General features: G+C 41.0%; 9 protein-coding genes. 4 read left to right on the top strand and 5 right to left on the bottom strand.

Translation table 11 applies throughout. The features are described 5' to 3' along the window. Positions 1–141: 141 nt before the first annotated feature. The 5 genes from NY014_RS12960 to htpG all read right to left on the bottom strand — a co-directional run bounded on the left by NY014_RS12960 (position 142) and on the right by htpG (position 8,794). Entirely contained in the window at positions 142–2,316 is a 2,175-nt protein-coding gene (locus NY014_RS12960; RefSeq protein ID WP_259415014.1) for a bifunctional alpha,alpha-trehalose-phosphate synthase (UDP-forming)/trehalose-phosphatase, read from the bottom strand. A gap of 182 nt (positions 2,317–2,498) precedes the next feature. Beyond that, positions 2,499–3,752, bottom strand: a complete 1,254-nt coding sequence (metK, locus tag NY014_RS12955; protein ID WP_259415013.1) for a methionine adenosyltransferase — start codon at positions 3,750–3,752, stop codon at positions 2,499–2,501. Positions 3,753–4,194: 442 nt separating this feature from the next. Continuing rightward, positions 4,195–5,358: a 6-bladed beta-propeller gene (locus NY014_RS12950; protein ID WP_259415012.1), complete on the bottom strand. Its 1,164-nt coding sequence runs from the start codon at positions 5,356–5,358 to the stop codon at positions 4,195–4,197. Positions 5,359–5,684: 326 nt separating this feature from the next. Beyond that, on the bottom strand, positions 5,685–6,458 hold the full coding sequence (locus NY014_RS12945; RefSeq protein WP_259415011.1) for a hypothetical protein: 774 nt from the start codon (positions 6,456–6,458) through the stop codon (positions 5,685–5,687). Positions 6,459–6,907: 449 nt separating this feature from the next. Next, complete coding sequence (htpG, locus tag NY014_RS12940) at positions 6,908–8,794, bottom strand: molecular chaperone HtpG (protein ID WP_259415010.1); 1,887 nt, start codon at positions 8,792–8,794, stop codon at positions 6,908–6,910. 758 nt (positions 8,795–9,552) lie between these two features. Here htpG and NY014_RS12935 point away from each other — a divergent pair. Genes NY014_RS12935 through NY014_RS12920 form a run of 4 tightly spaced genes read left to right on the top strand, consistent with a single transcriptional unit; the run spans position 9,553 to position 13,638 of the window. After that, positions 9,553–10,317, top strand: coding sequence for a hypothetical protein (locus NY014_RS12935; RefSeq protein ID WP_259415009.1), 765 nt, complete (start codon positions 9,553–9,555; stop codon positions 10,315–10,317). 10 nt (positions 10,318–10,327) lie between these two features. Then, positions 10,328–11,398 carry a DUF3500 domain-containing protein gene (locus tag NY014_RS12930; protein WP_259415008.1) on the top strand — a complete coding sequence of 357 codons (1,071 nt, stop codon included), beginning with the start codon at positions 10,328–10,330 and terminating at the stop codon, positions 11,396–11,398. Positions 11,399–11,434: 36 nt separating this feature from the next. Next, complete coding sequence (locus tag NY014_RS12925) at positions 11,435–12,247, top strand: peptidylprolyl isomerase (protein ID WP_259415007.1); 813 nt, start codon at positions 11,435–11,437, stop codon at positions 12,245–12,247. A 5-nt stretch (positions 12,248–12,252) separates the two neighbouring features. Further along, positions 12,253–13,638 (top strand): sulfatase-like hydrolase/transferase, encoded by a 1,386-nt coding sequence (locus tag NY014_RS12920; RefSeq protein WP_259415006.1) that lies wholly within the window; start codon positions 12,253–12,255, stop codon positions 13,636–13,638. Positions 13,639–13,699 lie beyond the last annotated feature (61 nt).

Below are 13,699 nucleotides of genomic sequence, written 5' to 3'. Positions count from 1 at the left end.
TATTTCACGACCAAAGGGAGTATATTTCGCGCAGCATATTTCAGCGAAGCTGTATCTCTCTCGACGAAGGAGAGCCTATCTCGCCGCAGGCGTATCTCACTGAGCGCAGCGAAGTGTATCTTTGGAGGCGAAGCCGACAACCTATTGAATCAACTTCCCCAACAAATTCCTCACCTGTCTAAAAGACTTGATGTTGTAATTGGCTTGGGTATAGGCATAGCCGACACGGATGGTATAGGCATTTTTCGGCATGGCCTTGAAGGTATCCTCATCCGTCCAATCATCTCCTATCGCCAAAATAAAGTCAAATTCCTGCCCTTTCATTAAAGCTGTGGCTGCTCGGCCTTTGTTGATATCGGGACGCTTGATCTCGAGGACCATATTTCCTTCCAATACCTGAAGATTATGACCTCTAGCCATGTATTTCAAATGGCTGAAAAGTTCACGCATACGAAGATCTCCTAAGCCGCTTTCCACTTTTCGATAATGCCAAACGAGGGAATGATGTTTTTCCTCGATAAAAGCTCCCGGAGTTCGTAGGACGTAGTATTCCATCACATTTCGGATGTCTTCTTTCCAGCTATCATCCACATCGGCATAGAGTTCCCATTCTGCCCGATTCGACTTTCGCTTCACCCAAACGCCATGCTCGGCAATCATATCGATCTGGAAACCTTTAAACCATGTTCCCAAGGTATCCTTGTCTCGTCCAGAGATCAAAACCACCTCCGCTTTTTGGCTCAATCCTTTGATGATGGCTTTCAGCTCAGCATCCGGCTTGGCATCTTGAGGATTAGCAACGAAGCCTGTGAGTGTCCCATCGTAATCCAAAAATAGAATTGGTCGCTCTGCTTTTTTGAAGGCCTTATCAATCTCATTGATGACTTTGGTATCCACGTCTTTGGAGGTGAGTTCGGCCTGCTTTTCCTTCACATGCTCGATGCGGTCCATGAAAACCTTTACCCATTGGAAGATGTCATACTTCTTGACAGTGGACTGCAAGGATGTAATCCGGTCTTTTTGTTCGGCAGGTTTCATGGTCAAGGCCTGATAAATCGCATCCACTACCCCTTGTTGATCATTAGGGTTTACCAGGATGGCATCCTGTAATTCCTTGGAAGCACCGGCCATTTCTGAAAGGATCAATACCCCATTCTGATTGGTCCGACTCGCCACATATTCCTTACATACCAGATTCATCCCATCCCTAAGTGGAGTCACCAAGGCAATGTCAGCCAAATTGTAGAAAGCACTGAGTTCCTCGAAAGGAAAACTTCGATAGAAATAGTGCACAGGCACCCAATTGAGGGTGGAATAATCCGAATTAATTCTTCCCACGAGCAAGTCAATTTCTTCCTTAAGCTCTTTATAGGATTGTACCTTATCCCGGCTAGGTACCACAATCATGATCATGGAAACCTTGCCATGTAGTTCTTTGTGCTCGGCCAGCAACTGGTTGAAAGCATGTAATCGCTGTGGGATACCTTTGGAATAATCGAGTCGGTCGATGGTGAGAATCAGCTTCTGATCCACAACCTGATTTCTGAATTCCCGAACAATATTTTGAGTCTTCTTACTTCTAGCCTGTTTGGCAAATTTGTCATAGTCAATTCCCATCGGAAAAGAATCCACATTGATAATGCGATTCTCAGCCTGTATATAACCACTTTCACTGGACAGACCGGTAATTCGTCCTACAGCACTGAGGAAGTGGCGCATATCATCGTAAGTATGGAAACCGATCAAATCCGCTCCACAAACTCCCTCTAGCAATTGCTTTCTCCAAGGGATCATTCGGATTATTTCATAAGAAGGAAAGGGAATATGCTGGAAAAAGGCAATGGTAGCATCCGGCAACACTTCCCGAAGCATTTGGGGAAGTAAAAGCAATTGATAATCATGGACCCAAATGGTATCGTCGGGATCAGCTTTTTTCAAAATGGCATCACAAAACTTTTGATTTACCCGCACATAAGCTTCCCAATGCTCCGGATTATAGACCATGTATTGGGTGAAATAGTGGAAGGCAGGCCAAAGTGTCTCATTGCTAAAGCCTTCATAAAACTGCTCCACATCTTCCTTGGAGAGGAAAACCGGGGCCATTTTGAGGTCGTGGAGTTCCAGGATGATTTCCGCTCGCTGCTCAGGATCTTCGACGGTATTTCCAGGCCAACCGATCCAAATATTTTCTCCGGATTTATAGATGGAACCCAGTCCGGTAGCCAATCCTCCGGCTGATGGTTTAAACTCAAAGCGTCCGTTGCGATGACGAAGAGAAATAGGAAGTCGGTTGGATACAATAATGGTTTTTGCCATGATAGGTTTTAGATTAAAAACATGAAAAGGGAATGCTCCCTCTACAAAAAGGTGATATGCTTAAAGATAAAGAAATAGACTTAAAAACAGAGCCTTTTTCGAGGGAAACTGACTTCTGCTGAGTGAGGAAAACAAAAAACCCCGGCATAGTTCCGGGGTTTTGAAATGAATTTTAGATTGGATTAAAGACCAAAAGCTGATTTGATTTTGTCTACATAATCCAGCTTTTCCCAAGTGAAGAGCTCCACATCCAAGCTAATCTCATCACGGTAAGGTGAACAGAATCGCTTGGTTACGATTTGCGGTTCTCTACCCATGTGTCCATAAGCTGCAGTTTCCTCATAGATAGGATTTCGAAGCTTTAAGCGCTGCTCAATCGCATAAGGGCGCATATCGAATAATTTACCAATCTTGGTGGCGATCTCTCCATCGGTCATTCCCACTTTGGAAGTGCCATAGGTATTGACATAGATTCCCATTGGAGCAGCCACTCCAATTGCATAGGAAACCTGTACCAGCATTTCATCTGCTACTCCGGCAGCTACCATATTTTTGGCAATATGTCTTGTGGCATAAGCAGCTGAGCGGTCCACTTTTGATGGATCTTTTCCAGAGAAAGCCCCTCCTCCGTGTGCCCCTTTTCCACCGTAGGTATCCACGATGATCTTTCGGCCGGTCAAACCAGTATCTCCATGAGGGCCACCGATCACGAATTTACCGGTAGGGTTGATGTGATATTTGATATCAGAAGTGAAAAGTTGTTGGATATCCGGCGTAAGTCCTGCTTTAACACGAGGGATCAAAATGGAAATCAAATCCGATTTGATTTTTGCCAACATGGCTTCCTCGGTATCAAAGTCATCATGCTGAGTAGAGATCACAATGGCATCTATTCGCTGCGGCACATTGTCATCACTGTATTCGATGGTCACCTGAGCCTTGGAGTCAGGACGCAGGTAAGTAATATCCTTATTTTCCCGGCGAAGAGCGGCTAGTTCTCGCAAGATTCGATGGGATAGATCCAATGCCAAAGGCATGTAATTTTCTGTTTCATTGGTGGCATAACCAAACATCATTCCTTGGTCACCCGCACCTTGCTCTTCTGGGTTTTCTCGCTCTACCCCTTGGTTGATATCGGCAGACTGTTCATGAATCGCAGACAAAACTCCACAGGAATTGCCTTCAAACATGTACTCACTTTTGGTATAGCCGATGCGGTTGATCACATCACGTGCAATCTTCTGCACATCGAGGTAAATATCCGATTTGACTTCACCTGCCAAAATCACCTGTCCGGTGGTCACGAGGGTTTCGCAAGCCACTTTGGAACTTGGATCGAAAGCCAAAAAATTATCAATTAATGCGTCGGAAATTTGGTCAGCGATTTTGTCTGGATGGCCTTCTGACACAGACTCTGAAGTAAATAAATAGGGCATAAATTAAATGATTGATGCATTCGTAGATGGAGCGCAAAAATACAGGAACTGAGGGAAATAAAAAACCGGATTTGGACAAGCATAATAGAAGAGAGTAAGTAATGCAGAATTTCCAAAAAAGGTCTTCTCCAACTCTTTGAAAACAAAAAATCCCCGAAGATTGACGGGGATTGGTTTTAAGAACCCTTGGAGGGTTATTATGTGGATAAATAGGTTTTTCAACCATAAAAACCATTCTTTTGAGTTTGTTGCAAAAGTTAGGTGCCTGTTTAGCCCAAATAACTCTACCACCCAAAGCTAGCCAAACGTTGATATACTTGACTTAAAACTTTCATTTTGACCAAAAACCAATAGTGAAACGGCAACCAATATTTTTTTTCCTATACCTTTTATTCGATTCCTCCTTTCAAGAATAAGGACCTAAATCTATGCAAGAAGCACATTACTTAATTTTCAATTTCAAAACCAAGATTGCATCCTCCTCATTTTCATTTAGGTTCTTAAAATCAACATTGTTAGAAACTAAATTAAATTCAAACGTCTCATTTTCCTGAATTATCCGGAAAAACTTATACTTCTGAACATACATGAAAAAATACTCATCATTGGCAAATATCGGCCCCTCTAAGTGTTTCAGGTAGTCAGCATTCCTACTTAGAAAAGTCTTATTTGTTTTTTTATTGTAGTAACCTAGCCTCGGATCAACAGGAGAAGTAGGGGTGCCGGATTGAGCCAGATTAATACTAAAAATTAAATAGTCTTTATTCTCTTCATAATATTTCCTTAAGAAGGTAAGTCTTCCTGTCGCCAAAGATTGAAAATATCCATTTAAATCATGTCTTTTTTCTTCTGGCCATAACTCATTGTTTCTTTCGAATCTATATTTTTTATAGGGTAATAAATCATTTGAAAAAGAATAGATTATTGACGAAGCCGGTTCATTAAAAAGAATACCACTATTACTTTTGGTTAAGTGGCCCGAAATATTAAGTAATCCCATTGGAAACATATCATTCGGGAAAGGAAAATGAGTAGAAAGGGAATCACCAGTAAAACTATAAATCCCAAAATTCCTATTAATGGTATTAAAATATGTCAAAGACAAACATAATTTATTATCGAAGATTGCGAGTTGATCAATCTGCTCACCAATCTTTGTAGCTTCTACAAAATTACCGTTTTGATCATACCTTGATATTTTCATTTGACTGTAACTAGCTAAACCAATATGGCCAGTTTTGGAATCAATTGAAAAGTCTACTATCTCTGGAATTTCATCAGGGCCTTCTCCTATTCTTCCAATTTGTGTTATGTAATTTCCTTTCAGATCAAACTTGGCTAGATTGTTAAATGATGGATCTAGAGCAAACAAATGGTCATCGAAAATTTCAAATCTTCTCAGGCTACCTAAATAGCTACCTTCTGGGAGTTGCAACTCAATAATTTCATCAATAGAAAATAGATCGAAAAAGTCTGATTCTTCAAAGTTTTTATTGTCAGATAAATCTATAATCGTGGGACTGTCATCAAATTCATTTGACTCGAAAACTTCACTTTTACACCCCATCCAACATATAATCGTAATCAATATAAAGTACTTTCTCATTATCATTCCATGTATAAATTAGAGGACACCTACTGGTGCCCTCTATATAAGTTAATTAAATTGTTTCACCTTCTTCTGGGCATCTTCCAGGATTGCAGCCTGCCAAATAATGATCGAGGCCACTGCATTAAAAAACCTTCTAGCTCTAGAAAAGCTTTAGCAAAAGAATGATAAAACAAATCACTGCTAAACCCGACAAAGTCGTAAATAACACTTCTACTTTAAGCTTTTCATTGTCTGCTTGTCTTACTGCGTCAACTAATTTCTTTACCCTAATGAAGAGCAAATATCCAATCAATGGAATAAAGAAGAATAAGACTTTCATTCTAAGAAACAGCTGCTAAACAAGTGCTAAAAGAAACAACAGCTATGGCTACTCCAATCGGTCCAAGGGCTCTTTTAGCGACCACCCCAAATGCTTTTTTAATAGCTTTCTTCGACCACTTTGAGGCATTTGAACTTCCTAAGGCCCACAATATATCTGCACCAATTGCTGCCATTCCACAGTTAAAAACATCCTGACTTGTAATAGCTAAGGCTGGAGTGATCAAAATATCACTAAAATGGAAAGAGGTGAAATTTGATCTTTCTACATTGGCCATGGTCGAAACTAAGGGTATCAAATCCAATTCTGACCCCCCTTCGTGTGATATCATTTCGTCTATTTCTAATTCCGAGAAACCTTTTCTTTTCAAATAATTCTTGGCCTCATGAACGGCGGGTGCCATTACATTTAAGAGCTCATTTGTATTAAATTCAACTAATAGGTCAGTCGAAGGCGCTCCCTGAAGATTATATATTGGTTCTAGGTTGTAATTTTCCAAAGTAGCAACTAGTGAATTAAGATTATCTACCGTACTTAGGATATGATTACGATCAGCTGGAGATAATTCGCCACCTCCATCAACAGGAGCAAGAATCAATTGCTGAGTTTGGTCATTGGAAAGACGATAATTCAAAGCATTTTCGGAAATATCTTTAAACTTTAGTTTAAAATTTCCAATACTGTTTGTTAAAACCTTGAACTTTCCTGAATAATCGGTGAAGGTTGGATCACTCTCATCAGTACATGATGGAGCCATTAAGATAAACGCAGCCACTCCCATCTTTAAAATTAAAAAAAGACAAAACCTCTGATAAATTGAACGAGACTCGAGCTAAGAAATTTAAATAATCCATTTTTCATAGTTTTTAGAATTTAAAATTAAACGATTGAATAAAAAGCCCTTTGCGCATTGAACTTGAACTAAAATTACCCCCCCCCATTTTTAAAACGCAAGCCTTCTACTAATTTTTATTTATAACCTAAGTCTAACTTATTGATTATTAATAATAAAAATTTCTATTATAAAAATATTTATATTTACAACCCCTTGAAATACAATTTATTAACCATCAGTTGATATTTGGTAATGAAAAACTAATTATAGCGTATGAATGGTAATAATAAAAAATCCCCGTCGATTTGACGGGGATTTAGGAAAAATTTCCTTCTCTTTAAAATTGTTTTTACTTCAAGAAACCTTCGAGGTCTGCGAGACCCCAAAGGTTAAATCATCTCAACGCTTCTTTTTACAAAGGCGGTCAAATCTTTACCTGTCAGCAAGCCTTGAGAAAGTTTGGCCAAGTCAAAAGCTTGCTTAGCCAATTGAAGCTGGGCTTCTTCTCCCTCTGCTTTCAGAATCTTGTCAACCAAAGGATGGTTTCCGTTGATCGCTACCTTGTAGCTGTCCGGCATATTGCCATAGAAACTCATCGGTCCGCCTCCGGTCTGTGCCATATCTTTCATTCTGCGCATCCACTCTTCCATGGTGATTGTTACCGGCATTTCCTCCGGACTCAATCCCTCCACTTCCACAGAATAGGATTTGTTGTCAATCGCTTTTTCGAAGAGTTCTTTCACCTGCTTACTTTGCTCTTCAGTCAGCAAATTGGCATAAGAATCCTCTTTTAGAATCAACTTCTCTACCACATCGGCATCCACACGCTTCAATTGGGTTTTGTCAAGCTTGGTTTCGATATGCTGGATAAAATGGCTGTCAATTGGAGAATCCATCACCAAGACATCATAACCTTTGGCATTGGCAGAAGCGATAAAGCTATCTTGCTTGTCCACATCAGTGGCATACAAGAAGATGGTCTGATCATCTTTGTTGGTCTGAATAGCTTTCACTTTTTCCGTGTATTCATCCAAAGTGAAATACTCGTCATTGGTATTTTTCAGTAAGGTAAATTCCTTTCCTTTTTCGTAGAATTTATCTTCGGAGATCATCCCGTATTTCACGAAAAGACCGATGTCATTCCACTTAGCCTCATAGGCTTTTCGATCTTTTTTAAATAGTTCGGAAAGTTTGTCAGCTACCTTTTTGGTAATGTAGTTGTTGATCTTCTTCACATTTCCATCCGCCTGCAAGAAGCTTCGGGATACGTTCAACGGAATATCCGGAGAATCAATCACCCCATGAAGCAACATGAGGAATTCAGGAACGATATCCTTCACCTCATCAGTAATGAATACCTGACGGCTGAAAAGCTTGATCTTATTGCGCTGCAATTCAAATTCATTCTTCACCTTAGGGAAATAAAGCACCCCTGTCAGGTTGAATGGATAGTCTACATTCAAGTGAATCCAGAAAAGCGGATCCTCACTCATTGGATAGAGTTCCTTATAGAAAGCTAGGTAATCTTCATCCTTCAGGTCGCTTGGTGACTTAGTCCAAATCGGAGAAGTGGTATTGATGATATTATCCACTTCCACGGACTTCCACTTTTTGTTTCCATCCTTATCTTCTCCATCTTCTACGGATTCGCTCTTGGTGCCAAACTTGATCGGCACAGGCAGGAATTTGCAGTATTTGTCCAGAATACCCTGAAGTTTCCACTTATCGAGAAACTCCTCAGAATCCTCATTGATATACAAAATCACATCAGTTCCGCGATCCTTGCGCTTTCCTTTTTTGATTTCGAATTCGGTGCTTCCATCACAGGTCCAAATAGCTGGCTCAGCTCCATCCTGATAGGAAAGGGTGTGGATTTCCACTTTTTTAGCCACCATAAAGGCAGAGTAGAAACCTAAACCAAACTTCCCAATGATTTCATTGGCATCTTTGGCATCTTTGAATTTCTCTACGAATTCAGTAGCTCCAGAGAAAGCAATCTGATTGATGTACTTTTTGATCTCCTCAGCAGTCATTCCTAGCCCTTTGTCAGAGATGGTAATGGTCTTCTTCTTTTCGTCGAAAGAAACCTCCACGGTAATGTCACCCAACTCACCTTTGTACTGACCTAATGTCGCCAAACGTTTGATTTTTTGGGTGGCATCGACAGCATTGGAAACCAATTCACGAAGGAAAATCTCGTGATCAGAATACAAGAATTTTTTAATGATCGGGAAAATATTCTCGGTATGAATCGAGATGGTACCTTTTTCCTGCATGGTATAAATCAGTTTAAGTGAATACAATTATTGACACAAGGAAATTATCAATGCCTGTTCCAATCGAGAAAAAGTGACAAGTTGGCAGAATGGGTTATTGGGGAATACACTCCCTTTGGTCGGGAAATATAGCTTCGCTGAAATAGGCTTCGCGAAATACGCTCCCTTCGGTCGTGAAATAGGCCTTCGGCGAAATACTATGGAAATAAACTTCGCTGAGCTCAGTGAGATACGCCTGCGGCGAGATAAATTAAGATATAGCTTCGCTAAGATACGCCTTCGGCGAGATAAGCTCTCCTTCGTCGAGCGAGATATGGCTTCGCTAAAAATATGCTTCGCGATATACAATGGAAATACACTTCGCTGCGCTCAGTGAAATACGCCTGTGGCGAAATAAATAAAGATACATCTTCGCAGAGATTCGCCTTCGGCGATATCGGTTATCCTCCGTCGAGCGAGATAGATCTAAAAATAAACGTGTACTATTGGAAAAACCATAATTTTAAGGGATATAACAGCTTCAACTATGAAGAATGCCTAGAAAAATATTATTTGCCCACTTAACCTTTTGATAATCAAAAATTCGCCATTTGATAACTTTGGAGAAATCAACTACACTATTTTTGGTGTGATCGACATTTTTTTGTTACCTTATACTTGCCAAACAACCTTATTTTCAAACTCTTTCCCGTTCTGGAATTTTCCATTTTTGAAGACAGGAAGGCAAGGATCTAATTTTCAATTTTAACCCTTTAGTAATGCACTCGAAGGAAAATGTTTTTCGTCTTTACCCAAATCTTGGCTATTGGCTAATGTTATTTATCCCGCTTACCATTGCGGGATTCTTTGTCACTTACCTAAGCAAGATTACTTTTCCCCATCCGGGAATAGTCCATATTCATTTTCTATTAATGGCACTTTGGTTGGGATTGATTATTGCCCAACCCCTTTTGATTCGATATAAAAAAGTAAAACTCCATAGAAGCTTAGGAAAACTCAGCTACCTCATCGTTCCAATGGTCATCATCTCTACCTGGCTGATGATGCGGCATTCCTACCAAACCCAACTTTTTGCTTTTCAGCAACAGGTTGATGCTGGCATAGCAAGTGTAAGCTTGGAAGAAGCGCAGGGACAAATTGCAGCCTTTCTTTCTATTGCATTCATTTACCTGATTTGGTTGATGGTATTTTATTCACTAGCCATCATCAATCGAAAAAAACCAAGCCTTCATGCCCGTTGGATGATAGCTGCATCTCTAACTTTCCTTGGTCCAACCGTCGACCGAATTCTGCTCTTCCTATTTGACATTTACTACCTGGCACCGGGAGTTCCTGTTGAGGTTCTCGCCTTTGTTTTGATTGATATAGCACTAGTTATTCTGATTTGGAAAGACTTTCGAAATCATCGAAATATCCTTCCATTTGGCACTGCCTTGGTACTTTATGTGCTTTTACAGCTTTCCCATTTGACGCTTAATGAGACAGCGATTTGGGAAAAAGTAGTCCGATTCTTACTCGCCTGACATTGAACTTATGACACAAAAATCCTTAATCTTCATCTTGCTTCTTGCAGCTTTTCCCTTCTTTAGCTTCTCCCAAAGCGTAGAAGGTATTCAAGAAAAAGCAAAGGCTTTTCTTAGAACCTTAGAGAACTCTCAGCGAGAGCAAGTGCTAGTCTCCATGGAAGATTCCGCCAGGGTTACTTGGACCAATCTCCCGATAGGACTGGCTCCTAGAAATGGCCTTCGATACGGTGATTTGGGGGATAAGAGCAAGATTGCTTTTCATAAATTATTAAGCGAACTGCTCAGTTCCCAAGGATACCTGAAAGCATTTGCCATCATGCAGGTAGACGATATACTCCATGAGCTTTTTGAACTGAAATACCAACGCGGAGAAATCAACGAGAACAGTATCCAAATGATCCGTGGACTGAACTGGGACTATGGAAACTATTATGTTTTGCTAGCCGGGAACCCTGAATCCGACAGGAATTGGGGAGTCAAATTTGAGGGGCACCACCTTTCCTTAAATCTGACAGTTTCTGGTGATGAATTTAGCATGACACCTCTATTCTTGGGATCGGATCCAGCTGTGGTAGAAGAAACACAATATGCGGGACTTCGACCTTTAAGTAAGGAAGAAGATTATGGATTTTGGTTTGTCAACTCGCTGAATGATGAGCAAAAATCCATAGCAACTTTGGAAGGAAAGGTCCCGGGAGATATTATCACAAGTCCAGACCGACCTCAATGGCTGGAGGAGTTCCAAGGCATTAAAGGAAGTGATCTCTCAGAGGCACAGCAGCAAATCTTACATTATCTAATCGAGGAATATATTGGAAATCTCAACCACCCCAAAGCAAATGAATACCTCGCCATGCTTCATGCCAAAGGCATGGATGAGGTCTATTTTGCTTGGATTGGAAGCTATGAACCAATGAAACCACATTATTACGTGATTCACAGTCCAGACTTCCTGATTGAATATGACAATGTAGGCTTCCTGGATAATGCGAATCACATACATTCCATTTGGCGGGAAAATGGAAATGATTTCGGAGAAGATATTCTCAAAAATCACCGGATGGCACACGATCATTAAAAACCAATTTTTCGGAGTTAAACGAACTAAAAGAACATGAAAAACTCCCTGATTATTTTGATTTTATGTTTGGGTATTTGGCAAAATACCCGGGGACAAGAACGTCCTCAAATTGAAATTCAGACTAGTATGGGGAATCTGATCGTGGAGTTATATCATGAAACTCCACAGCATCGGGATAATTTCCTCAAACTTGTTCAGGATGAAATTTATGACAGCCTACTTTTTCATCGGGTCATTGAAGAGTTTATGATTCAGGGAGGGGATACCGAAAGCAAAAATGCAGCAGCCGGAGAAGCTTTGGGGAGTTCCGCCCTTCCTTATCAAGTTCCTGCCGAGTTCCATCCGGATCTTTTCCATAAAAAGGGAGCTTTGGCAGCTGCCCGAACCAATAATCCACAGCGGGCTTCCAGCAGTACTCAGTTTTATTTGGTTCAGGGAAAAATCCAAAACGACAGCCTTCTGGCTCACAATGAAGGTCGCATTAATACCTTCCTTCAACGACATTACGCAGTAAATAACCCAAATAATAAGGCCCTGCTTGACTCCATGAACCAAGCACGCGAGCTAAAGGACACCTTGCTTGTTCGTGCTTTATCCGAAAAATGGGAAACTAGACTAGCAAATCAGGAATTTGAAAAATATACCATTCCAGATTCCCATAGAAAGGTCTATCAAGAAATAGGAGGCACTCCGCATTTGGATCAAAACTACACCGTCTTTGGTCAAGTGATTTCTGGTTTGGAGGTAATTGATGCCATCGCTGCGGTAGATACTGATCAACGGAATCGGCCTCTTGAAAATGTATATATCCTTAAAATGATTTGGTTAAACCCATCCAAGCCTTAAGCAAAATGAAGAAATTGATTCCGATAGTAATCCTGATTTCGTTTCTGTTTTCCTGCAAGGAAGAATCGCAAACAGAAATAGCTAGCAGTGAATTACCCAACATCGTGTTCATTTTTACCGATGATTTGGGCTATGGAGATTTGGGCTGTTTCGGAGCCACTGACATCTTAACCCCCAATATTGATCGGATAGCTGATGAAGGAATAAAATTCACCAATTTCCTTTCAGCTTCTCCGGTATGTAGTCCATCAAGAGCTGGATTGCTCACCGGAAGAATGCCTCAGCGCATGGGAATCAATCAGGTATTTTTTCCTGAAAGTTTTACCGGGATGGATCCTGAAGAAATCACTTTTGCGGAAGTCCTGAAAGGAAAAGGCTACCAAACTGCCATCGTCGGAAAGTGGCATCTTGGACATCGAGAGAAGTTTTTGCCGCTAAACCAGGGTTTTGACAGCTATTACGGGATTCCATATAGCAATGACATGGAATCCGTAGTCTACATGAAAGACAATGAGGTGGACTCCATCCAAGTCAATCAGCGCTATACCACTCAAACCTATACCCATAAATCTCTGGAATTTATAGATCAGGCAGCTGGCGGCCCATTTTTGCTCTACTTGGCGCATAACATGCCCCATGTACCCATCTATGCCTCGCCTGCTTTTGAAGGCACTTCCCAGCGAGGCTTGTATGGCGATGTCATCCAAGAAATCGACTGGAGCGTAGGTCAAATTCTCAAGAAGTTGGAAGAAAAAGACCTTTTAGAAAATACCCTGATTGTCTTTTCTTCAGACAACGGCCCTTGGTTGGTGATGGAAGATCATGGTGGTTCGGCAGGACCGCTTCGAGAAGGAAAGCAATTCACTTTTGAAGGAGGAGTTCGGGTGCCGACAGTGGCTATGTGGAAAGGAAAAATTGATCCAGGTCAAGTTTATGAAGACTTGGCTACCCAAATGGATTGGTTTCCGACTTTTAGCAAGCTGGTAGGTGCAGAAATCCCACAAGATCGAGCCATTGACGGTAAAGATCTCAGTGCTGTTTTATTCGAAAATGGATATCGAGAAGGAGATGAATTTATTTACTACATGGGAGCTGATCAGCGTGCCTATCAGAAAGATGGCTGGAAAATCAAAAGACCATTTAGAGGATTTCAGGGTGCTCCCTGGATGAGAGGTGTACCAGCACATGACACTCTCCTTTTCAACCTTCGCTTAGATCCGGGAGAGACCAACAATTTGGCCAAGGAGAATCCCGAAAAGTTAGCTCAAATGATGCGAGCCATGGATTTGGCAGTACAGCAACTTGGGCCTCTACCGCCCAGCTTGGTAGTAAGAGGAGCTCAGGACAATAGTCATTATGAGTATCTGAATCAAAAAAGACAGAAAGAATGATCCGATGTGCCATCATATTACTTTTTTTCTTGGCTTCCTTCCAGGGATTCAGCCAAAGCAA

Source organism: Algoriphagus limi (assembly GCF_024919275.1).
In the GTDB taxonomy this organism is placed as follows: domain Bacteria; phylum Bacteroidota; class Bacteroidia; order Cytophagales; family Cyclobacteriaceae; genus Algoriphagus; species Algoriphagus limi.
Note: the sequence above shows the minus strand (reverse complement) of the source record. Positions and strands in the feature narration are given on the sequence as shown.

What these genes read in the sequence shown, in the direction of transcription:
- htpG (WP_259415010.1), bottom strand. Translation starts at nt 8,794, where the DNA reads ATGCAGGAAAAAGGTACCATCTCGATTCATACCGAGAATATTTTCCCG.
- NY014_RS12930 (WP_259415008.1), top strand. Translation starts at nt 10,328, where the DNA reads ATGACACAAAAATCCTTAATCTTCATCTTGCTTCTTGCAGCTTTTCCC.
- NY014_RS12935 (WP_259415009.1), top strand. Translation starts at nt 9,553, where the DNA reads ATGCACTCGAAGGAAAATGTTTTTCGTCTTTACCCAAATCTTGGCTAT.
- metK (WP_259415013.1), bottom strand. Translation starts at nt 3,752, where the DNA reads ATGCCCTATTTATTTACTTCAGAGTCTGTGTCAGAAGGCCATCCAGAC.
- NY014_RS12925 (WP_259415007.1), top strand. Translation starts at nt 11,435, where the DNA reads ATGAAAAACTCCCTGATTATTTTGATTTTATGTTTGGGTATTTGGCAA.
- NY014_RS12960 (WP_259415014.1), bottom strand. Translation starts at nt 2,316, where the DNA reads ATGGCAAAAACCATTATTGTATCCAACCGACTTCCTATTTCTCTTCGT.
- NY014_RS12950 (WP_259415012.1), bottom strand. Translation starts at nt 5,358, where the DNA reads ATGAGAAAGTACTTTATATTGATTACGATTATATGTTGGATGGGGTGT.
- NY014_RS12920 (WP_259415006.1), top strand. Translation starts at nt 12,253, where the DNA reads ATGAAGAAATTGATTCCGATAGTAATCCTGATTTCGTTTCTGTTTTCC.